We start from the raw sequence: 21,165 nt of genomic DNA, 5'->3' as shown, positions 1-21,165 counted from the left end.
ACGGAGCCGCTCACCAGTCCTTCTTCATCGCCTCCGCCCGCATCTCTTTCGACATCAGCTCGATGGCGTAGCGCAGCGCCGTCCGTGGCATATCCCGCTTCTTCTGCATCACGTACGCGAAGACCTCGTCCCGGTGCTTCCTGCTCGCCTCTTTTAAGAGCCACCCGTAGCCTTTCTGCACCATGTCGTCGGCGTCGGCCAGGAGCAGGTCAGCGATCAGAAGAGCCTCGGCAAGGAACATCCCCCGCTTCGCCGGCACGATCAGCGAAACCGCCGCCGCCCGGCGCATCCAGCGGTTCGGCGACTGCGCCCAGCGCTGCAACTCCGCAATCTGCTCCGGGTAGCGGACGATAAAGTCCCCGACGGTATGGTTGCAGAACCCGTCGCAGGCGGCCCAGCTCGAGATGTAGGTGTCGATCCAGTGCCGGAAGACGGCGATGTCCCCGGGTTCGTAGCGATCGGCGAGCTGCGGAGCCCACGTGGATACGACGAACGCCTCCTCCATCATCCCCGACCCGTAGAGGTCCTCGCAGAGCCGGAAGATCTCCTCTTTGTCACGGCCTTTGACTTCCTTCCAGTACCTCTTTGCTATCGCGGTGACAGTCGCCGTCTTCATCCCGTAGCAGCGGACCTCCTCCTTGAAGAACCGCTGCGACCGTTCCCGAAGCTCGGGGTCGGCCTGCGCCGCAAATTCCCGCCGTATCTGTTCGACGACCGGATCCATTATTCAGATATACGGAACAAGGAGAGATAAGCGATGCGGCAAAGCGGGTCAGCCGGGGGTGTCATCTGCCTGTCCTGCAGCTCCTGCGCTCCAGCAGCAGCACGTCCCGCCAGGTGCCGTCCTGCATCCTGCCCAGGCGTTCGCGGCGGCCGACGACGCAGAAACCGTGCTTGATATGGAGGGCAAGGCTGGGTGCATTCTCCGGGAAGATGCCTGCCTGCAGCGTCCAGAAGCCCTCCCGCTCCGATGCGGCGATGAGCGCGGCCAGAAGCGCGCTCCCGACCCCCGAGCCCCGGGCGTCTTTTCCCACATACACGCTGACTTCAGCCACACCGGCGTAGACCGGGCGCCCGGAGTACGGGCTGAGCGCCGCCCAGCCCAGGATCTCTCCATCGCCGACGGCGACGAGGCGGCAGGACCGGAGATGCCCCGCATCCCAGCGCTCCCACGACGGTGCCTCGGACTCGAACGTCGCGTTGCCGTCGGCAATCCCCTCCCGGTAGATCCGGCGCACCGCGTCCCGGTCGGCGGCGCAGAACTCCCGTATACTGCAGACCACGCCGTGGGATCTTGCGTCTCCGGCCGGACGCGGGGGTGCGCCCTCCCGCACCTGCTCAAACACCGTCCGGCGGGGGGAGAAACCGAACCTCCGGTAGAACGCGAAAGCCTCCTCGTTCCCGTCGGCGACCGACACCCGGTTTTCGACCGAGCCGTTCTCCTCCAGCCACATGAGCGCCCGGCGGACGAGCGTCGTGCCGATACCCTGCGAGCGGTAGGCCACATCGACGTAGAGAGACTCGATCTCGCCGATGCGCTCCGCCGAGAGCGAGGTTACGCAGTAGCCGACGCACCGGCCCGCCGCCGGATCAGAGGCCAGGTCGACCCGCAGATCTCCCGCCTCTGCACATCGGGCAAAGTAGGCCTTCCGGTCGTCGAAGGTCGTACGTTCGAAGAAGGAGCGGAACGTCCGGGCACGGATGCGGTGGTGCTCGCAGATCCGGTTCCAGAGCGGGCGGATCACTTCGATCCCGGTTATGTCCGTGGTTTGATACTCGATCGCCGGCATTCGTATCTCCGTGGCGCGGTCATAACCGCCCCTTCCCGACCGCACCCTCGATCCCGCGATGCTGTGCACCCCAGGCGCAGAGCGCCTCCGCGATCGGGAGCAGGATTTTGCCAAAACCGGTGATGGCGTACCCGACCTGCAGCAGCGCCCCCAGCACCTTCCGGATGCCGGAAGACGAACGATCTCCATCTGCCGCCGATGAGAACGAGCGCCGCCTCGACGGGCAATGGCAGGCTTTGCCGCTCTGCGTGTAGGTCAATATGGCTACTTCGATGAAAGTCAGGTACCAGATTAGCCGGATCTCGCATATATTCACCTGCGATACACTTCATCATGGTGCTACAGAAACCATACCGATCAGAGAGATGTTCCCCATCGCAATGCCGGTTCTTCCGCACCCTCTGCGAACCGGTATGCGCCCTTCGGCACCAGCATCTCAAACCGGGCTCCTTTACCGGGCTCACCGGTCTCCCGGATCGAGATGCCGGTGATTGCCAGAACCTCTCGACCGAGGAATAATCCAAAGCCGGTATGCTTGAAGAACTTGCGTTCAAAGATGTTTTCTTTCTCGAGCTTTGGAACGCCGGTTCCGTCGTCTTCGCAGACGAGCATCAGGCGCTCGTCTGCAACGCACGCAGAAAATCCAATCCGTGTAAGGTTCTCCCCGTGCTTCAGTGCGTTTTCCACCAGGTTGTAAATGACCTTCTCGAGGAGCGGGTCGGCAAAGATCTCTATGTTTGCAACACCTACCGATAACCTGACCGACCCCATGGAAAGGCTCCCTGCCGCCCGCAGGATGATCGTTTCAATGTCCTGCCATTGAGGCGACCGGATGCCGATCTCCTGGTAGTCCCTGGTGAAATTGATCTGTTGGCGGATGATCTCAGTGACTTTTTCCTCTTTTTCAATGAAGCCGAGCATTTTCTCGTCGGTTGCGTGCCCCTTCGAGATTTCAAGGTACCCCCGAATGACCATGAGCTGGTTGAGGACGTCGTGCCGGGTGATGCTCGATAGGAGGTTGAGCTGTTTGTTTGCCAGTCTGATCGCTTCTTCTGCCTTTTTGCGCTGGGTAACGTCACGCGCAATGCCGACCGTCCCGATAACGTCTCCGGAGCCGTCCAGAATAGGCGACCGGATTATCTCAATGGTAGTCTGGCCCTTTTTTGCATCAATGAAATTTTCCTCGACAACAGTCTGGGTTCTGCTCGCCATTACCTCCTGATCGTCTTTTTTAAACCGTTTTGCCGTCTCAGCCTCAAGACAGATCTCACAGGGCTTGTGCACCAGGTGCTCCGGATCCATTCCCACTGCAGTGCCGAATGCCCTGTTAACTGCAATAAACGTGGAATTGGCGTCCATCAGCCAGGCCATATCCGGAATATTGTTTATGAACGATTTCAATTCAGTATTTTTCTTGTGCAGTGACTCCTCCATCTGTTTGCGTCCGGTGATATCCATGATCGAGGCGATGCTCTGTTTTGTGCCAGGGAAGAGCACCACATTGATAACGGCGTCGAGCACGTTCCCATCCTTTCTGATAACCTTTGCTTCGTAGTACGTTGGTACAATCGGATCACCCTGCCTCCTCCGCCGATGGTATCCGAGCAGTTCCTCCCTGCATCCCCCCTCGATCAGATCAAAAAAACTCTTCCGGTCCTCCAAGTCTTCGCGTGAATAACCGAAGATCTTCTCACAGAATGAATTGGCAAGGGATATTGTGCCGTTGTCTTCGATGACGACCATGGCCGTACCCGAGTATTCAAAGAGCGTCTGGTACCGCTTGATGAGATCGTCCGACGTCTTTTTCAGAAGGGCATGTACGGCAGCGCGGTCCCGTATCGAACGGTCGTATTTTGCCTCAAGGCGGGCTACGCCGTCGTTGACCCTGCCGAATCCTGCGATCACCTTCTCCCGCTCTTCGGCAGAAAGCCTGTCAAGGAGGGGCTGGACCATCTCCCAGAGCAGCTCAAGTTGCCTCATCTCTCGTCCTGCAGGAAGTCGATCAGGGCAATGCAGAGGGTCTCGTTATAGAGGTCGCATGTGCACATCCTGTTGTATCCGATCTCTCCGTACGTGAAAAGACCGATCAACGGGGCGTTCCAGAGAGCGGATGCGGCCTCTACCTCGTCGACCACCATCGACCCTGCAGCATGGTATCGTGCCAGGCAGGAGAAGAGCAGAACAAGACTGGCTGTCTGACGCTCCGCGTGAAAGTCCTTTAAATCCTGGATCGATCTCTCGATAATCTCGTATCCGAACGAGCTGGAAAACCGCACTTTTGACCCCTGCGGGACAGAACCTGCATAAATAAGAGATCCTTCTGGAAGATCAACAGAAAGGAATGTGCGAAGAACCTCAGTGCCGTCCGGCCTCTTGAGGAGAAGGGGGAACGTCACCCCGACCTGCAGGAGCGCTTCGTCGTCCACATTCAGGTAATCTTTGAAGAGCTGAGCGGCGGGACGATCATCGATGGTGTAGACGACGTTCCCCTCCGATGAGGTCACCACCATCTCCGTGCCGACACCGACCCAGCCGCTGGAAGCAGTACCGTCGACGCGCACCCTTGCCTGATCAAATACGATGACGGCAGCCCCGTTCGTAGAACAGCTTTCGCCGGAGAAGACATATGTCTCCGTAAATTCGCCGTCGTCGCCTGCAATACCGCCGAATATAGGGGTTTTGGATGGGCATACTGCCTCGATTCCTCTGATGACAGCCTCTCCGTCATTCTTCAGGCCGGCTATCGCAATAATGAACGCGGGTTTCTCGAAGGTAGCCCTTCCCCACTCTCCAATCCGCTGCCCTAACTCGGCAGCCGACTCGCGGCTCCTCTCAAAGAGAGCAACAGAGAAGCACGAAGGATCCGGATCCGCAAAGTAGCACGCGGCGGAGAGCTCCTGGATCGGGGATTCTCCTGAAACCGGGAGTATCTCCCCTGCAGTCGAACAGCCAAGTACAGGGATATCCAGCGACGATATGGCAGAGGAAACCTCCGGAATGCCGAGCGCTACCGAGCTGAAGACGATCCCGAGTGTCGGGCGAAACTCAAGAGTAGTACCGATCTTTTCCACAATCTCGTCGGGCGAGTATGCCGTAAAACAGGTACACCGGGGCATACGGGATCCTTTAAGCAATGTCTTTTGAACAGTACCGCTAAAAAGGTTTGTCCTTTCATTCCATACACATACAGCCATCCGGGCAGTATATGCAGGAGCAGACCTCCGCTATCGGCAAACCGGCAGGATAGCAGGCTGATCGCCATCTCACCATGCAGGAATCTGTTACACCCGGTGCAGAGCGGGTTTTTTACAGAGCACCTCAATCATATCCAAACATGCTGTGCAGGTCTCTGATTCGGGCAGCAGATCGGCTGCCGCATCCTCCACCTGCTTCCACGGGTTCTGCCGTGTCGGGGTAGTATCGGTTTTCCCGTTTCTCCAGGAATGCTCCATACGCAGGCGGGAAACGGAAAAAACAGCATAACATCCACCGTCCGGTGTGCTACCCTGCACGCCGCCCGAGGTACCGCTCGATATGCGTCTTTGCAATCCCCATCGCAAGCAGGCGCTCGAAGACTTCCCGCCGCCCGAGCGTCGCAGCCTCGCTTTTTGCCCGCCGGAGCGCCGCGATCTCCTCGTGGTACGGGAGCGACCCTTCCCCCCGCTTCAGCCGCCGGAACCCGGCAATATCGCAGCCGGTGCCGGATACGCTCGACCCACCCCCCTCTCGGTTCATCTCGATACGGCACGCCCCGGCGACGTACTCGATCCGCCGCCACCCCTGCTTCCAGTCGACCACCGCATAGGAGGAGGGCGAGCAGTCGAGGGCGATATAGACCTTGCCGGCGATCTCATCGACCAGCATCCCGTAGTGGCCGGTGACGATGCACGCTGCCGGAAGGTCGAAGAGCCACGTCCGGTTCGCGGTCGGTGCGTGCGCCACCACAACGTCGACCGGTTCGCGGACCGATCCGGCCATCCGCCGTTCGGCTCCCGTCGGGACGCCGAGGAAGCGGATGCCGCGGACGGTCTCTGTCTTCGCCGATATTTCGTGGAGATACGGGCTCGCCTCCGCCGCGTCCCGGACGCGTCCATACGTGCCGCGAGAGTCGTCGTTGTTCCCCTCGACGACAACGCAGTGGATTCCCGCCGATACGAGACGGTCGAGGAGATTGACAAAGAGATCCGTCTCGTCCGGCGTCGACCGCGAGCAGCGGTCGTAGGCGGAATCGCCAGCGAAGATAACGACATCGGGACCGATATTTTCGGCCAGACCGAGAAACGAGGCGCCGGTAACCCGCCCGGTGCCGGAGTTGCCCCGCTCCTTCGCGCCCCACGCAAGATCGCTCAGGCACAATATCCTCATCATGGCCGGAAGGTAGTGCTCCAGGAGGTGATAGGCCTCGCGGTCGGGGAGACCGCCTAGTCCCCGCCATCCGCGAAGCGGTATGCACCCTTCGGAACCAGCATCTCGAACCGCGCCCCCTCGCCGGGCGTCCCGGCCTCCCGGATCGCTATGTCAGTGATCGAGAGGATCTCGCGGGCAAGGAGAAGGCCCATCCCTGGCTTCTCCTCGCACCTCTTCTCAAATATCATCTCTTTCAGGTGCCCGGGTATGCCAGCACCGTCGTCCTCGAAGATGAGCGTAAGCCCGCCTTCGGTCTCACGATACCAGAGATCGATCCGCGTTGCCCCTGCGGCGTGCAGGACGACGTTCTCCACCAGCACGGAGAAGACCTTCTCAAGGAGCGGGTCGGCATAGATCTCGAGCCCGTCGACCCTGAGATCGCGGGAAACGTCAAGCATGTCGAGATGGGATATCGCGTAGAGGAACGCATGCATCACATTCTGCCAGGCCGGGGGCCGGAGCCCGAGATCCTGGTAATTTTTGGCAAAGGCAAGCGACTCCCGGAGCGCCTGCACCATGGCGGCCTGCTTCTGCCGACACTCCTCCCGCTGCCCGGTCGTCCCGAGCTCCGTCTCCAGTTCGAGATACCCGGCGAGCGAGAAGACCGCACTCTGGATCTCGTCGAACGTAATACCGTTGAGGAGGCTTAGCTTCCGTGTCGCCCGGCTCAACGCCTCCTCAACCGCGACCCGTTCGGTGATATCCTCAGAGATCGCGAGCACGTACTTCGGCGCCCCAGCGGTATCGCAGAGCGAGATCTTCCGGGTGTGGAGGATCCGCTCGCCGCTCTCCGTCCGGATCGTCTCCCGCGGGATCTCCACAATCCGCCCTGCAGCCAGGGCCTGCCGATCCGTTTCGATGATACGGTCCGCCTCATCCTGCAAAAAGAGATCGCGATCGGTCTTTCCGTAGATCTCTTCGCGGGGGCAGCCGAGCAGGGCCTCGCCCGCTCTGTTGATCCGCACCAGCCGCAGGTCTTCGGCATCCTTGACCAAGAGCACAATAGGGATATTCTCCACGATGGTGCTCAGGAACGCCTCCTGCTCCGCCAGTGCCGCCTCGGCTCGCTCGCGCTCGGCGACGTCCGCCTCGAGCTGCATCACCTTCCTCTCGAGTTTGCGAAACAGCACCTCGTTGTACTGCCGGAGGATCGCCGTCTCGTCCCCGGCAGGCTCTCCTGCCGCCGGCGGCGAACGGTTTCGGTTCTCTTCGAGGACCTCGCGCACCGCCCGCGCCAGGTCCTCGGGCTTCTGGGGCTTGACGATGAACCGCTCGGCCCCGAGGCTCTTTGCGAACGCTTCGTCCTTCGGGTCGGTGTAGGTTGCGGTATAGAAGATGAACGGGACGGATTTCAGCCGGTCGTCGGCCTTCCACCGGCGGCAGAGCTCAAAGCCGTCCATGACCGGCATCAGGATATCGGTGACGATGAGAGCCGGCGGATCGGCGCGTGCGGCGTCCAGCGCCTCTGCCCCGTTCCGTGCTGCGGTCACCTCGAAACCGTAGCCCTTCAGGATCGACTCCAGCAGGTAGCGGTTCTGCAGAATGTCGTCGGCGATCAGGATCTTCGCCATCACCCACGTCCCCCGGCAGCAAGGTGCTCCTCGATCTGTGCGGCGAAGGTCTTCGGGTTTATCGGTTTTTCAATATACCCGGTGCATCCCGCGGCAAGCGCTTTTTCGCGGTCGCCGACCATGGCGTAAGAGGTCAGGGCGACGATCGGCACGCCAGCAGGCCCGGGGTTCTTCTTCAGTTCGCGTGCCGTCGCGTACCCGTCCATGACCGGCAGCTGGATGTCGAGCAGGATCAGGTCGGGTTTGTGCGAAACAGCCAGGTCAATCCCTTCCCTGCCGTCCCGCGCCCGGATCACCTCGTAGCCTTTTGCGCTCAGGATGAAGCTCACCAGGTAAAAGTTCTGGTCGTTGTCTTCAATGTACAGTATTTTCGGTTTCATACGCTCTCCTCCCGCACCGGCAGGGCAACACTGAAGGTGCTGCCCCTGCCGTATTCGCTCTCCACGCGCAGCGTCCCACCCATCATCTCCACAAGTTTCTTTGCTATCGAGAGCCCGAGCCCCGTGCCCTCGTACTGCCGGGTCAGGCCGGTCTCCAGCTGGGTGAACGGCCTGAACAGCTTCGGAAGATCCTCCTGCCGGATCCCGATGCCCGTATCGATGACCCGGATGCGGGCACGGTCTCCCTCCAGCGTGCAGACGACCCGGACTCCTCCCCGCTCGGTGAACTTGACGGCATTGCTGAGCAGATTCAGGAGCACCTGCTCCACGCGCCGCGAATCGCCTCGCATCATGCCCACCTCCGGTGCGATCCCGGTCTCGAGCGTCAGGCCCTTCGTCTCTGCAAGCGGCCGTACGGTCCGGACCACTTTCTCGATCGATGCCGCAAGGTCGAACGGCTCGTCGGCAAGCTGCAGCTGCCCGGCCTCGATCTTCGATATGTCGAGGACATCGTTGATCAGGGCAAGCAGGTGCTCGGCGCTGCCCGAGACCATGCCCAGCTGTTTCTTCTGCTCCTCGTTCAGCGGGCCTGCCAGTTCCTGGAGGAGAATTCCCGAAAAGCCGATGATGGAGTTGAGCGGCGTCCGCAGTTCGTGCGACATCGTGGCCAGAAATACCGACTTGAGCCGGTCAGCGGATTCAGCCGCCTCTTTTGCCTCTGCAAGTTCCCGGGTGCGCTCGGCGACGATCTCCTCCAGGTGGTCGCGGTGGTCTTTGAGTTCGGCAAGCGCCCGTTCTTTTGCCTGCTCTTCAGCACGGATCTTCGCGACCATCGCCTCAAACGACCGGGAGAGAACCCCGACCTCCCCGGAGCCTTCCGTCTCAAAGGTCTGGTCGAGGTCTCCGGTCTCAGTGATCTTCCGGCTCACGTCCGTCAGGCGGGAGAGGGGCGCGATGACCGTCCGGTCGAGGGCGACGATGGTGATCCCACTGAGCAGGACGAGGGCAAGCAGGACAAAGAGGAGGATGCGTGCGATGGAGTCGTTGATCTCCTGCTGGATGGTGCTGAACGGGACAAAGGCGCCGATCTTCCATCCAAGATCCGGGGACGTGCAGTACATCAGGTAGGTGCCGTTGACGACCAGCACCCCCTCGTTTGAGGTGAGAAACGCCTGTGTCTGATCCCCGAGGATGTCACTGATGCTACCGAAGAGGCGGGAGGAGTCCCGGGCGGCAAGAATCGTGCCGCCCGGGTCGGTGAGGATCATCTCCCCGTCGCCCACGCTGCCGACCGCCGCTATGTAGCGGGTCAGGTTCACGAGCGTGATGTCGGCGCCGACAACGCCGTACACGGTTCCGTTCCGGTCCTGAAGCGGAGTAACGATCCCAATATTCACATCGTCCGTCGTGACGGCCGGGTAGGGAGACGTCACGGAGACCTGCCCCGGGTGCTCCTTCGCGAGGATATACCAGGGGCGTTCCCGGGGGTCGTAGGCCGTAGGCCGAGCCCGCGGATAGGATCTGACGAAGGCTCCGTTCTCCCGCCCCATGTAGACCGAGCTGACGTAGGGGTGCGAGGTCTGGTATCCTCTCAGGATATCGATGATCTCCTGCTCCTGCTCGCCGACGGCGTACCGGAAATCCTCCTCGGAAGCGTTCAGGAAGTTCGTAAACCCGGCATCGTCCGGCGTGCGCACTTCGGTATTGAGCGAAAGTTCGAGGACGTCGTGCCGGGCCTCATCGATGAAACTTGCGAGGGCAAAGTCGATGTGCCGGAGCTGGCTGATGGCATCTGCAGAGACGGTGTCGAGGTTCTGCTCGTGCAGCGTCGATGGAAGCACACCGCCGATGAGAACCAGCACAAGCAGCGCGATGCAGAGGTACAGGAGCAGAACCCGCGACCGGAGATTCATCGTTACGGGAGGTATTCTTCCAGGCAGAGATAAGATTTTGTTTTTCATCCGGGCGCAGCGGGATACGATCCCGGTAAATTGGCGGACGCGTATCCCCGGATAGCCACGCCGTTCAATCAGTCCCCGGCGATCGGGAAAAACAGACGGGGCATCCGCCAGCCGTGACCGGGTCTGCCAATCACCCGGTACGGCCAGGCCCATATGGGGAGAAGAGGCGGAAGAGGGGAAGCGCCCCTCCCGCCTGAGTGTTGCGGCGACAAACTTTCGGTGCGGCGACTCATACGAGCGCCGGTACGAACACTGCCAGCAACAAAAGATCCTCGTGGTGCGCACTCACCGTGTGATGGACACCGGGCGGGGTGACGAATGTCTGGCCGGGAACAAGGGAAACTTCCTTGTCCTCGAGCAGAAAGACACCCTTTCCACCCAGGATACAATTCCACTCCCACTGGGTTTCGTGGTCGTGGTCCATAACCTCGCAGTTCTTCCACACACGGACGAGGTGGTAGCTGAACGCACCGCCGGTCTCTTTCCCGGTCACCAGATCCTTGAGAAAGACCCCTTTCCACTCGGGATGCTGGTACCAGGGCTCTTTCGCGCTTTCGATCTCACGATCGGGAAGAAACACGGCTCCCTTGTCAAAGGCATCCAGGACGTTCTTCTGTTCCATAATAATTCTCCAGTCCCACGGGCAGGTAAAAAGAGTAAGATGGATTCATCTTATTCTTTCACTGCGGGGATGACATCCTTGAAGACATCGATGCCCCGGTTCACGTCGGGACTCGAATTTCCGAGGCAGAAGTGAGTGATTCCGGCGGCTTTGAATCTCTCGATCTCCTTGATCAGTTCGTCCGCATCGGTTGCGACCATGTAGTTTTCCTTGATCAGGTCGTGGCCGACGATGTTTGCATGGGCTTCGACCTCCTTTGAGTCGTAGACCTTGTACTTGAACATGGCGGGAACAAGGCAGCCGGCCCAGAACCGCAGCCCCTCGATGGCTCTGTCGTAGTCGGGATCGACGGAGTACCAGATCAGCATCGCACGCTCCATCTTGGCGGGGTCTTTTCCGGAGTCGGCCGCGCCCTTTACGAAGTTCGGGATGGTGACGTTCTTCAGCACTGAGGGATCCGCAGCCACGGTCATGAGGTGGTCGCCGTATTTTCCTGCAAGCCGTGCACCCTTCGGGCCCATTCCGCTGAAGTAGAGGGGGACCTCATCTTCGGGTTTGGTGTACAGAAACGCCTTGTCGAGGGTGAAATACTTCCCCTTAAAGGTGACCGGCTCCTGGCTTCCCCAGAGCTGACGCATCACGCCGATGGCTTCCACCGTCATGTCCTGCCGCTCAGGTACGCTCGGCCACTCACCGGTAACCGGGACCTCGTTCATGGCCTCACCGGCGCCGACGGCAACGCCGACTCTTCCCGGATACATCTGACGGAGTGTTGCAAATGTCTGCGCGACAATCGCGGGATTGTATCGCAGGACCGGGCAGGTGATGCAGGTGGAGATAAAGACCTTCTTGGTTGCCTCAAGTGCCGCTCCCATCCACGCCCAGGCCTGTGCAGACTGCGCGTTGGTGTGATACCACGGGTGGAAATGGTCGTCGGCCCAGACCGAGTCAAATCCGACGTTTTCTGCCCGAATGGTCTGTTCCAGTGCTTCTCTGGGCTTGTACTGCTCCAGAGACGCGAAATATCCTACTTTCGTCTCCATTTTCATTACCTCGTGCCGGAAAAGAGGGGTATGCACGGGCATATGACAGATCTTGCGACCAAAATATTGAACTATTGTTCCGGGTACACATTGATCGGTGTGTTCGGCCGGGTTCCACACATCCGAGGCGATACTGTCGAAAGTTGTTGACCTCAACGTACGTTCTGGGTACGTTATTGTGGATACCGGCTGCCTCGCCCATGCTGTTTCGCTCGTTTCCGGTGGTGTGGACTTTCATCCACATACTGAGATTTCATCAGGGAGAAATAAACCTGCTTTTTATTGCTCGTCATTACGTGAAAACCGCCGGGCCCAGTGATTATGGCAATACTCCTTGTAGCCATCTCTACGAGAGAATTTACGCCAGGCTCCGTCCCTTACGAAAAGATCATCGAGATCGCTTATTGCTCGCCATTGAATACCACGCTCACGGCTGATACGCGTGGTGAAGAGGCATGAGCGCGAAAAAGAGAGGGGTCCTTGACGGATGACACGCGAGATCCGTATCGCAGTCAGTCCGCGCCGCCCATTGTTCCGGAGTTTGCGTCCTCGGTCACTGCTTCGGTGACATCGATCATGAACGACGCGATCTCCCCGGAAGGAAGTTTGAAGACGTAATGGGAGATCCAGGGAAAGTCCTCACGGTTCCGGTATTTGAGCGGAGTAACGAACTCGGGGTTTTCGGTGGTCAGAACGCGATAGAGGAGATCGGGTATGTACGGGCTTGGCAGATCGGGAAATTCTTCGAAGAGTCTCTTTCCGACGAGGTCTTCCTTGTCCATGCGCAGGAGGGCGGCGGTCACCCGGTTGACGTCCTTGATGATGTAATCCTCTCCCTGCCCGACCGGTTCGTAGATCAATACGCCGTTGCAGGCGTTCTCGAAGAACGAGTGATACCGGATCTCCTTCTGTTCGGTTCTGCGAAGCGCTTCTTCCGCTCTCTTCCGGTCGGTGATGTCGAGGATAATCCCGTTCCAGACCGTCTCGTTCCGGAGCCGGACGGGCTGCGAGAGCACTCTGATGAACATCTCCTCTCCGGTCGGTTTGATGAACCGCCCCTCAAACTCCCACGGCGCAACTCTTCGTATCACGTCGTTGATCGAGTCGAACCAGCGTTCCCGGTCCTCCGGAGCGATGCAGGAACCGTAGCGCTGTATCCAGGTATCCATGGGGTCGGGGGGGGAGACCGTAGACTTCGGTGGAGCGATCGTCGACATAATACATACCCCATTTGCCGGAGTCGCGGGCATAGAACTGGTAGACGATCCCGGGAAGGTTACTGGTAATGCCCCGGAGTCGTTCTTCGCTCACGCGCAGTGCCTCCTCCGCTTTCTTCCGGTCGGTGATGTCGAGAAATATCCCGTTCCAGACGGTCTCGTCCTTCAGGCGCACCGGCTGCGAAACTCCCCGAATGTACATCTCCCCCCCGGTCGGCTTGATGAACCGCCCCTCGAACTCCCACGGCGCAACTCTTCGTATCACGTCGTTGATCGAGTCGAACCAGCGATCCCGGTCTTCCGGAGCGATGCATTCGCCGTACCTCGCAAACCAGGTCTCCAGCGGTTCGGTCGTCACCCCGTAGATCTCCTGCGAACGTTCATTGACGTAATAAACCCCCCATTCGCCGGAATCGCGGGCATAGAACTGGTAAATTATCCCGGGGAGGTTGCTCATGATCCCCTGGTATCGCTCTTTGAACCGTTTCTCGGCAATCTTCTTTGCCGTGATATCGAGAAACAGAATAAAAAACTCACGAGGCGCTGTTCCCACTGTATCGGTGACCGGTGCAAACACGACCTGGAAGTACGCGACGCCGGACTTTTTGGTCGCCGTAAGGGCCTCCGATTTCAGCCGGTCGAAGTTGCACGACAGCGTCAGTTCGGCGATCTTCCCTTTTTTTATCAGGCCCTGGACGATCTCCCGGGAACACATGATGTCGTAGAGCTTGAAGTCCGCAAGGTCGGTGAACCTCGCGAGCCCGAGGATCTCGAGTGCGGCCCGGTTTGCATTCAGGATGGTTCCGTCTTCCTGGAAGAGGCATATGCCGCTCGGAACTTCTTCGAAGAGCGTGCGGATCTTGCGCTCGCTGCTCTTTAACGCCTCTTCGGTCTTCTTCCACAGGGTGATGTCGCGGAGCGTTATCATGATTCCCGGTTTTCCGGTGAACGAGATGGAAGGTATGACCGTGGAGATGAATTCCGTGAGAAATATTCGTTCGGTCCCGCGCTCGATCAGCAGCATCTCGTTGATGAAGGTCTGCGAGTTCAATATCCGGTCGATATTGTCCCAGATCGTCGGGTTGTCGAAGAGCGCCAGATGGATGCGGGAGAGTTCGCTGCCGAGGATGTTTCGCTCGGAACGGATGTTGAAGGTTTCGATGAAACTTCTGTTCACCATGAGGATATGGAGGTCCGCGTCGAGGATGACGATAGCATCGGAGAGATAGTCGAAGAGATCATCGAACGGGACGTTTTGCGCCGAAGCATAGAGTTTCGCCTTGCCGAAGGGCTTCATGACCACGTGGCCGTGCGACTGGAGGACTTCGAGGTACTTCGCCACGGAGCCGCGGTTCATCTTCAGGCTGCGCGAGATTGTGGAGATCGAAACCGCCTCGGGATACCGGTCCTGAAGGAATTCCCGGATCCGGGTATACCGGTCTTCCTTTCCACTCATATCTCAGTGATATGCGGTACCGACCTTTAAAGGAGATGGCACCCCATGCGCTGCGACATCCGACCGTCACGCTCCGTTTTTCAAAACAGAAAGTCTATTGCCCTCGTACGGCAAAAATTACCCTATGAAATACGCATTCTTCATACTGCTCCTTATCGCAGCCGTAATCCTCACGTGCGGCTGTACCCAGCAGTCCGCAGTCTCTCCGACGGAACCGACACCCACGCCGACGGCTGCCGGCCAGCCCGCCGACGCCGCCCTTGCACGCCTCTCCGACTCCAGCCCCAATTTAGCGCTCTCTCTCGATGCGGGCGTCCTTCTCCTGTCGTTCCACACCGACGGGGCGCAGAAGATGGATATTGGTTTTACGGATGCCTCGAACGTATACGGTGCAGGGTATGACTTTTCCACGACAGGGCCTTTTAACGGTTCGCTCGTGCTTCCGGTTCCCCAGAAGGAAGATTATCTGCTGAACGTCTCCGGAACCGGCGCATGGACCGCGAGCGTCTCGCGATTCGAACCGGATGCCGTCCTGAGAGCGCCGCTGAACCTCTCCGGCGACGGCACCGAAGTGCCTCCGGCGTTCTACCTGGAAGAAGGGCAGTATATATTCGAGAGGAATGAGACCGGCGTATCCTCGCCCCTGTACGAACTCCTGTACGCGAACGGCAGTTACGTCATGGATGCGAACAACACCTATGTCGAGCCAAGATTTCCCGAGTTCTCTCCCGAAACGTTCCGGATCGTCACGATCCCCCAGTCGGGCGAGTATATCCTAAGCGTCCTTGCCCGGGACAATCCCAGCAACTGGACGGTCTCCATCCTCCCCGCTCCTACCCTGCCCCCGCTCGGACCGGGGCCGGAGATCCCGGAGAAGGGAGAATAACTCTTTTTTGAAACTGAGAGGCCGGCACCGACAGGCACAGGAAACCTTTTCCGGCATGGTGAATCGCATCGGTACACGGGAACGGAGATGTCCGTCTTGACCCGCTGGTGCCCGTCACTTCCTGAAACCCGTGGCGGAAAAAAGAGAAAGGCTCAAAGTATACCGTGCAAGCCATTACGTATAAGGCAGAAAGGATACCGCCAGGATCCTCTCCATAGAGGAAGGTCATGCCGGCAATCGGGCATACCCTGCAGGCGATGCAATTCGGCCTTCCGAAGAACAGCGATTCCGGATCTCACGGATGAATCCTCCGGGTCACGTCACTCACGCCCCGAAAGAGGCGTGACGCGTGCTCACACTGTGCCCGAGCGGCGAGCCGGGCGGCTCTGCGCTCTCCACCGGGGCGTCACGTACACGAGTGACGACGAGCGGTGTCTTGTGGCATCCCTCTTTTCGAGGAATTGCCTCCGCGGGCGTGATGCGGAACCGGGTCTGCGACCCGAGAAGACCGCCGAGCTGCCGGATGACCGGCTCCCAGTCGGGAAGAAGATCCGGACAGCTCCGGTCGGGAACGAAGACGATCTCAAGATCGTGCAGCGTATACTGGATGACCTGATACTGGACGATCCCTCGCACATCTGCGAGGAGTGCATCGACAAGGTACGGATTGATTCGTTCTCCGTCGCTCCGTGCCAGCGCTTCGATCCGTCTCCCGTCGATCTGCTCAAGATACGTACCATGCGCACACCCCTGCGTTCTGAACGAAGCGAGATCCGCGAGGCCGGCATACCGGATCAATGGCATGGCACGATTATTCAGGGTCGTGACGACGACGGAACCGGTCTCCCCCGGGCTCACCGGCCTGCCGTCGTCGTCGAGCAGTTCAAGCACGATGTCCCAGTTGAGAAGCATATACCCGTCTTCGGACAGCTGCGTGGCACCGATGACGCCGGTCTCCGTCGTTGCATAGCACATGGTCGTCGGGGCGCGGAAGACCTCCTCAATGAGCGCCCGCGACTGCCGGGATGCCTTCTCCGCCGTCAGGCCGACGACCTTCGGAGAATGGACGGGTATGGCATGTTTCTTTGCGTGATGCGCCACCATCGCCATGATGCCGGGATAGCCGACGACGAAATCAGACCGGGTCTCGTTGATAAACTCGATGATCCGACCGGGAGGTTCGAGGGCGTCGATGAATGAGATATCTCCCTTCACGAGCACACCCCCTGCAAGTGGTTCGTCCGGGCCGTCGAGCGACACCGGCGGCAGGGTGTCGCCCCTGCCGATGACCACCACATACGTGGCGGTTTTCAGTTTGATTCCCCAGTAATGGCCTGTAAGATAGGGGGATGTCAGTGTGAAAAACCGGATGGCAAAATCTCTGTCCCAGGCGATGGTGCACGGCTCTCCGGCAGACCCCGAGGTCCGGAGGAGCAGGCAGTCGGCGAGGTTCACCTTCCGGGATACTGTCTCAGCGGGAAAGCCGTTCCGGATATCCGCTTTGGTGATGATTGGAAGTTTTTCGATATCCTCAAGCGTCCTGATATCCGCAGGCGAGATGCCTGCGGCATCCCATCGCTTCCGGTAGAGGGGAACATTCCGGTAGGCGTACTCGACCATCGCAAGGAATCTTCTCTCCTGGATCTCGCGGATCCGATCTTTTGGGAGGCGGAGCATCCGCTTCTGTTCGAAGAGCATCAGGGAAGCAGCCGCAAGGTCGCGAAACTTCCGGAGCCATCGCCGCGGATCACGTTCCCGTGTCATGGCACCGCTCCGTTCCATTGTTCCCGAGTTCCGCCTCAACAAACGCGCCGGACGGATGCGCCCGTATCCGGATATCGATGACGTTCTCGATCTCCGACCGGATGCGGCTTTCGATCTCCTGCGAGAGGGCATACGCCTCCTGCACGGTCGCACCCGGGTCCACCTCGAGGGTCAGCTCGACCGAAAGAGCGCCCCCGAAGCTCCGGATCCGCTGCTCTGCGATGAAGAAGACGGGCGGATTCTCCTCGACGATCCGCTCGATGAGTGCATTCGCCTGGAATGAAGGGTTCGCGTCGATCAGCTCCCGTGCGGCGATGACGCCCTCTTTCGCCCCGTAGGCAAAGATAATCAGCACCACGACGAGGGTGACGGCTGTCTGGAGAAGCGCCATCGACGGGAAGACGATGAGCAGCACGCCCCCTGCGAGGATTATCGCGGATATGGCGATATCCCCGCGGATCAGCACGGCATCGAGGAGCAGGAGACGGCTGTTCGTCTCCTTTCCCACGCGCCAGAGGTGCCGGGAGAGGAGTATCTCTATGGCGATCGCGGCGACGGCGTATCCGGCAATAAAAATGCCGTATTCGGGGACGAGATTCTCCGGCGGGCAGAGGAGCGTATCCACGATCTGGTTGAGCGCAAACCCGCAGACGGCCAGCGCAAAGAAGAGGACCATCAGGGTCTCGATCCGGCGGTAGCCGTAGTGCATCTTCCAGTCGGCCTGCCGCTGGCCGAGGCGGACACTTATCAGGGAGAGCGTTCCGGGAATCAGGCTGATAATATTGACAAACCCGTCCGTCAGCAGCGCGCGGTTGCCGGTGACGGCAAAGAGACCGACCTCGACACCGCCCAGGAGCGTGCCGATGAGCATGGAAACGACCAGTGCTCGGGAGACGCACCGGATCCTCTCGTCCCATGCCACCGGGCCGTCTGCCCGCGTCCCGCTCCTCCGGGTTCTCTTCATCTCCTCCGGCGCAGCATATGCATCTCCCGGGCTCATCGCTGACACCAGTAACTGTGCGGAGTGCCTGTATGAGGAGTGCAAAGACGGTGCACCGCGCACCGATTCGTATTCAATGCCGCAGTGAAACGGGATCTTCCCGGACGATGCTGGACGGCAGTCTCCCCGCGCCTTCTCACAATACAAGGAGTCGCAAAGCATACCAAATAAAGTTACCTGTTCTGATAATCTGTTTTCGTCCCGATTCCGTGGATATCCAGGAAGATTTTCCCGGGACACGTTGGCGGCGTGCCGTCACACGCCCAAACAAAAAGGCATACATGCAGAAAATTCGAACCCTATACGGAGACATACGGGTACGGGAGAACTTTGCCGATCGTCTCCCACCAAAGAAGGGCATCCGCACGTCCACCGGCACTCTCCATCGTACATGATCTTCCTGTCTGCCGAATCCGGCCGCAACCTCTCCTGTCGGTGAAAAAGACGCATGATTGATACGGATACGGTGATCCTCTGCACCATCGTCGTTGAGGTCTTCCTCGCGATACCGCTCGTCGCGTACTGGAAGACGCAGAGCACGTACCCCGGGTTCTCCGCATCGTTCCTCAGCCTCCTGACCATGGTCGCCGGGCAGGCTGCCGCTCTCTTCCTCGACGGTGTCCTGCCGGAGCGGGACGTCATGATCGTCAATGGCTTCTGCATCCTGCTCGCCGTGCTCCTCCTCCTCGACGGGCTCACTCAATTCTTCCGCAAAAGCCGCCTTTCGCGCGAGATCTACCTTGCCGGCCTCCCGGCCCTCGCCGCCGTTGCCCTGCTGCTCGCGATGACGGAAAGCCTCCTCCCGATCAACCTCCTCTTCTCCGGTGCCTTCATCCTGATCGTCTCGCAGAGCATCACCGTCCTCCTCACCGCTCCGGAGCAGAGAACCCTCGCCCGCCTGCTGGCGTGCATCTACGCCCTGCTCATCCTCCTGATCGTCCTGCGCCTCATCTCGGGGATCATCGATCCGGTTGCTTTTGCGCTCATCAACGACACGCCCCTGCAGAGCATCGGGCGCCTCTTCGTCCTCGTGACGACCTTCTCCGCGACGTTCCTCTTCCTCCTCCTGCACTTCCAGAGAATGTCGACCGAACTTGTCGCCGCAAAACGGGCAGCCGAAGACCTCGCCGACCGGTATGCCCTCGCGGTCTCCTCGGGAGATGCCGGGATCTGGGATATGGATCTGGCGACAGGGGTGATCGCCCGCGACGCCTCCCTCGACCGTCTCGTCGGTGCCGGCCCGGAACTCGAGGATATCCTGCAGCGCCTTGCCGGGAGCGGGGAGTTTTCCCGGCTGCAGGAGACGGCCGGGCGGTATCAGCGGGACGGCGGCGATCTGACGACCGAACTTTCGGTGCGGCGCGACGACGGGAGCCTGCAGCACCTCAGGGCGCACGTCCGGGTGATCCCGGGAAAAGAGCGGGCAGATGCCCGGGCGATCGGGCTTCTCTACGACATCACGCCCCTCCGCAAAGCCGAGGCCGCCCTGAAGACGGCGCACGAGAAGCTGAACCTGCTCACCGGCATCACACGCCACGACATCCTCAACCAGGCGATGGTCGTCACCGCCTACGGCGATATGCTGCTTGAACGGCCGCATGATGCCGGGGAAGAGCGGATGATCCGGGCGATCGTCGAGAGCGGCGAGCGGATCACCCACCTGATCCGGTTCACCGGCCAGTACCAGAACCTCGGGCTGCAGGAACCGGATTGGATCGACCCCGTCGCGGTCATGAGCGACCCCTCGTTACAAAGCCTTCTCGGGAAGCGGACACTCCGTCTCCCGGCGCCGGGCACCCTGATCTATGCCGACGGGATGTTCGAAAAGGTGCTCTACAACCTGGTCGAGAACTCCTGCAGGTACGGCGGGGAGGTCACCGCCGTCAGCCTCTCCTACAGCTTCGATACCGGGAGCCTTATCATCGCCTACGAGGACGACGGCGTCGGCATTCCGGACGGCGAAAAGGAGGCGATCTTCCGGCGGGGTGTCGGGAAGAACTCCGGGCTCGGCCTCTTCCTCTCACGCGAGATCCTCGCCATCACGGGGCTGTCGATCCGGGAGTGCGGGACACCCGGCGAGGGGGCGCGGTTCGCGATCACCGTGCCGCCGGGGCTCTTTCGGACGCCGAACGGCGAGATAGAGAGATCGTAACTGCACACCGGAATCTGTTTTCAGGATCGGCGATCCACGCCGCAGATCCCGGCGAGCCCTCCCGTCAGCACCGGCCAGAAGACGGCGATCAGCAGCGCCAGCAGGATGAAGAGGTTCCGGCCAAGCGACTGCGGCAGAAAGAGCGCCACCGGCATGTTGACCAGGGCGTGCAGCCCGACAGCGATGAAGAGATTCTGGGTGCGCAGGTAGACGAAGGCGTAGAGCACCCCCATTCCGAGCAGGGTGACGAGGCCGGGGATCCATGCCGAGGGCGGGATCCCCTGGTAGATCCGGTTCGGGATGTGCAGGAGCGCGAAGATCGACTGGCTGATCAGCAGCGCCGCAGCGAGCCGGACCTCCGGGTGGCGGCCGAGCCATGCAGCGCGGAGTTTGATGAAGAACTGCGGGAGGAGAAAGCCGCGGTACAGCGTCTCTTCAAAGAGCGCGTTTCCGAAGACCTGTGCGAGAAACGCTCCGAGAATCGCGGCGACCGCCGCCTGCTGCCAGAGATCGGCGAGCACGAGGGTGCCGTACCGGTCCAGACTCCAGAGGGCTCCGGCTACCTGCACGAGCACCCAGCATCCTGTTACCGTCACGACGGCGCCGGGGATGGATTCACGCCGGAGGCCGAGGTCGCCTGCCCGCAACCCGCTGACGGTGAGGATGATCCCGACAATGATCAGGAACTCTGCGAGGTTGACGATGAGGGTGGACTGGACGAGGCCGCCGGTGACGGTGTAGACCGGATTGAGGTAACCTCCTGCAAAGATAACCAGGTTGATCATGACCGAGAAGACGATCTTGAGGAGAATGACCACGGCAATCAGCCAGAGGGCGACCTCGCGGAGTGCATCGAACGGGAATTGGACCGAACGCAGTTTCGCCATACTCTTGCCGCCAGAAAACCCTTTGGAGG

18 protein-coding genes are annotated in these 21,165 nt (G+C 60.1%); 2 read left to right on the top strand and 16 right to left on the bottom strand.

The features are described from left to right. Positions 1 to 10: 10 nt before the first annotated feature. From FGU65_RS01820 to FGU65_RS01760, 13 genes are all read right to left on the bottom strand, one after another. A complete protein-coding gene (locus tag FGU65_RS01820; protein WP_301662689.1) occupies positions 11 to 724 on the bottom strand; it encodes a DNA alkylation repair protein in 714 nt (237 codons plus the stop codon). 61 nt (positions 725 to 785) lie between these two features. After that, on the bottom strand, positions 786 to 1,790 hold the full coding sequence (locus tag FGU65_RS01815) for a GNAT family N-acetyltransferase (protein ID WP_301662688.1): 1,005 nt from the start codon (positions 1,788 to 1,790) through the stop codon (positions 786 to 788). Positions 1,791 to 1,809: 19 nt separating this feature from the next. Then, a complete protein-coding gene (locus FGU65_RS01810) occupies positions 1,810 to 2,049 on the bottom strand; it encodes a hypothetical protein (RefSeq protein WP_301662687.1) in 240 nt (79 codons plus the stop codon). Between the two features lie 98 nt (positions 2,050 to 2,147). After that, a complete protein-coding gene (locus tag FGU65_RS01805; RefSeq protein WP_301662922.1) occupies positions 2,148 to 3,743 on the bottom strand; it encodes a PAS domain S-box protein in 1,596 nt (531 codons plus the stop codon). Positions 3,744 to 3,766: 23 nt separating this feature from the next. Beyond that, positions 3,767 to 4,906 carry an FIST signal transduction protein gene (locus tag FGU65_RS01800; protein WP_301662686.1) on the bottom strand — a complete coding sequence of 380 codons (1,140 nt, stop codon included), beginning with the start codon at positions 4,904 to 4,906 and terminating at the stop codon, positions 3,767 to 3,769. Between the two features lie 385 nt (positions 4,907 to 5,291). Beyond that, positions 5,292 to 6,158 (bottom strand): metallophosphoesterase family protein, encoded by an 867-nt coding sequence (locus FGU65_RS01795; RefSeq protein ID WP_301662685.1) that lies wholly within the window; start codon positions 6,156 to 6,158, stop codon positions 5,292 to 5,294. 53 nt (positions 6,159 to 6,211) lie between these two features. Next, positions 6,212 to 7,768, bottom strand: a complete 1,557-nt coding sequence (locus FGU65_RS01790; protein ID WP_301662684.1) for an ATP-binding response regulator — start codon at positions 7,766 to 7,768, stop codon at positions 6,212 to 6,214. Beyond that, positions 7,768 to 8,148 carry a response regulator gene (locus FGU65_RS01785; protein WP_301662683.1) on the bottom strand — a complete coding sequence of 127 codons (381 nt, stop codon included), beginning with the start codon at positions 8,146 to 8,148 and terminating at the stop codon, positions 7,768 to 7,770. Before FGU65_RS01785 ends, FGU65_RS01790 begins: the two co-directional genes overlap by 1 nt. Then, the gene (locus FGU65_RS01780; RefSeq protein WP_301662682.1) at positions 8,145 to 10,061 is read right to left on the bottom strand and encodes a sensor histidine kinase; all 1,917 of its coding nucleotides are present in this window, start codon (positions 10,059 to 10,061) and stop codon (positions 8,145 to 8,147) included. Before FGU65_RS01780 ends, FGU65_RS01785 begins: the two co-directional genes overlap by 4 nt. A gap of 277 nt (positions 10,062 to 10,338) precedes the next feature. Continuing rightward, positions 10,339 to 10,731, bottom strand: coding sequence for a cupin domain-containing protein (locus FGU65_RS01775; protein WP_301662681.1), 393 nt, complete (start codon positions 10,729 to 10,731; stop codon positions 10,339 to 10,341). Positions 10,732 to 10,781: 50 nt separating this feature from the next. Next, on the bottom strand, positions 10,782 to 11,774 hold the full coding sequence (locus tag FGU65_RS01770; protein WP_301662680.1) for a TIGR03557 family F420-dependent LLM class oxidoreductase: 993 nt from the start codon (positions 11,772 to 11,774) through the stop codon (positions 10,782 to 10,784). A gap of 512 nt (positions 11,775 to 12,286) precedes the next feature. Next, positions 12,287 to 12,943 (bottom strand): PAS domain-containing protein, encoded by a 657-nt coding sequence (locus FGU65_RS01765; protein WP_301662679.1) that lies wholly within the window; start codon positions 12,941 to 12,943, stop codon positions 12,287 to 12,289. Next, positions 12,834 to 14,447, bottom strand: a complete 1,614-nt coding sequence (locus tag FGU65_RS01760; RefSeq protein WP_301662678.1) for a PAS domain S-box protein — start codon at positions 14,445 to 14,447, stop codon at positions 12,834 to 12,836. The genes FGU65_RS01765 and FGU65_RS01760 overlap by 110 nt, the downstream gene beginning before the upstream one ends. 124 nt (positions 14,448 to 14,571) lie before the next feature. On the opposite strand from FGU65_RS01760, the gene FGU65_RS01755 reads away from it, so the two are divergent. Further along, positions 14,572 to 15,333 (top strand): hypothetical protein, encoded by a 762-nt coding sequence (locus tag FGU65_RS01755; protein WP_301662677.1) that lies wholly within the window; start codon positions 14,572 to 14,574, stop codon positions 15,331 to 15,333. A 324-nt stretch (positions 15,334 to 15,657) separates the two neighbouring features. On the opposite strand, the gene FGU65_RS01750 is transcribed toward FGU65_RS01755, so the two are convergent. Further along, entirely contained in the window at positions 15,658 to 17,097 is a 1,440-nt protein-coding gene (locus FGU65_RS01750; protein ID WP_301662676.1) for a phenylacetate--CoA ligase family protein, read from the bottom strand. After that, positions 17,081 to 18,061, bottom strand: coding sequence for a cation diffusion facilitator family transporter (locus FGU65_RS01745; protein ID WP_301662675.1), 981 nt, complete (start codon positions 18,059 to 18,061; stop codon positions 17,081 to 17,083). Before FGU65_RS01745 ends, FGU65_RS01750 begins: the two co-directional genes overlap by 17 nt. A gap of 484 nt (positions 18,062 to 18,545) precedes the next feature. Between FGU65_RS01745 and FGU65_RS01740 the strand changes: the two genes are divergently transcribed. Further along, a complete protein-coding gene (locus FGU65_RS01740; RefSeq protein ID WP_301662674.1) occupies positions 18,546 to 20,249 on the top strand; it encodes a sensor histidine kinase in 1,704 nt (567 codons plus the stop codon). A 20-nt stretch (positions 20,250 to 20,269) separates the two neighbouring features. On the opposite strand, the gene FGU65_RS01735 is transcribed toward FGU65_RS01740, so the two are convergent. Then, positions 20,270 to 21,136: a CPBP family intramembrane glutamic endopeptidase gene (locus tag FGU65_RS01735; protein ID WP_301662673.1), complete on the bottom strand. Its 867-nt coding sequence runs from the start codon at positions 21,134 to 21,136 to the stop codon at positions 20,270 to 20,272. Between the last annotated feature and the right edge of the window lie 29 nt (positions 21,137 to 21,165).

It is taken from the genome of Methanoculleus frigidifontis, from assembly GCF_030464345.1.
Lineage (GTDB): Archaea > Halobacteriota > Methanomicrobia > Methanomicrobiales > Methanoculleaceae > Methanoculleus_A > Methanoculleus_A frigidifontis.
The sequence above is the reverse complement of the archived record's forward strand: the minus strand, read 5'-3'. Positions and strand labels throughout refer to the sequence as shown.

Bases quoted from the DNA above. Each gene is read 5' to 3' on its own strand.
- FGU65_RS01745 (WP_301662675.1), bottom strand. From the start codon at position 18,061: ATGAAGAGAACCCGGAGGAGCGGGACGCGGGCAGACGGCCCGGTGGCA.
- FGU65_RS01750 (WP_301662676.1), bottom strand. From the start codon at position 17,097: ATGACACGGGAACGTGATCCGCGGCGATGGCTCCGGAAGTTTCGCGAC.
- FGU65_RS01800 (WP_301662686.1), bottom strand. From the start codon at position 4,906: ATGCCCCGGTGTACCTGTTTTACGGCATACTCGCCCGACGAGATTGTG.
- FGU65_RS01780 (WP_301662682.1), bottom strand. From the start codon at position 10,061: ATGAATCTCCGGTCGCGGGTTCTGCTCCTGTACCTCTGCATCGCGCTG.
- FGU65_RS01820 (WP_301662689.1), bottom strand. From the start codon at position 724: ATGGATCCGGTCGTCGAACAGATACGGCGGGAATTTGCGGCGCAGGCC.
- FGU65_RS01735 (WP_301662673.1), bottom strand. From the start codon at position 21,136: ATGGCGAAACTGCGTTCGGTCCAATTCCCGTTCGATGCACTCCGCGAG.
- FGU65_RS01740 (WP_301662674.1), top strand. From the start codon at position 18,546: ATGATTGATACGGATACGGTGATCCTCTGCACCATCGTCGTTGAGGTC.
- FGU65_RS01805 (WP_301662922.1), bottom strand. From the start codon at position 3,743: ATGGTCCAGCCCCTCCTTGACAGGCTTTCTGCCGAAGAGCGGGAGAAG.
- FGU65_RS01760 (WP_301662678.1), bottom strand. From the start codon at position 14,447: ATGAGTGGAAAGGAAGACCGGTATACCCGGATCCGGGAATTCCTTCAG.
- FGU65_RS01755 (WP_301662677.1), top strand. From the start codon at position 14,572: ATGAAATACGCATTCTTCATACTGCTCCTTATCGCAGCCGTAATCCTC.
- FGU65_RS01790 (WP_301662684.1), bottom strand. From the start codon at position 7,768: ATGGCGAAGATCCTGATCGCCGACGACATTCTGCAGAACCGCTACCTG.
- FGU65_RS01775 (WP_301662681.1), bottom strand. From the start codon at position 10,731: ATGGAACAGAAGAACGTCCTGGATGCCTTTGACAAGGGAGCCGTGTTT.
- FGU65_RS01795 (WP_301662685.1), bottom strand. From the start codon at position 6,158: ATGATGAGGATATTGTGCCTGAGCGATCTTGCGTGGGGCGCGAAGGAG.
- FGU65_RS01765 (WP_301662679.1), bottom strand. From the start codon at position 12,943: ATGGATACCTGGATACAGCGCTACGGTTCCTGCATCGCTCCGGAGGAC.
- FGU65_RS01770 (WP_301662680.1), bottom strand. From the start codon at position 11,774: ATGGAGACGAAAGTAGGATATTTCGCGTCTCTGGAGCAGTACAAGCCC.
- FGU65_RS01785 (WP_301662683.1), bottom strand. From the start codon at position 8,148: ATGAAACCGAAAATACTGTACATTGAAGACAACGACCAGAACTTTTAC.
- FGU65_RS01815 (WP_301662688.1), bottom strand. From the start codon at position 1,790: ATGCCGGCGATCGAGTATCAAACCACGGACATAACCGGGATCGAAGTG.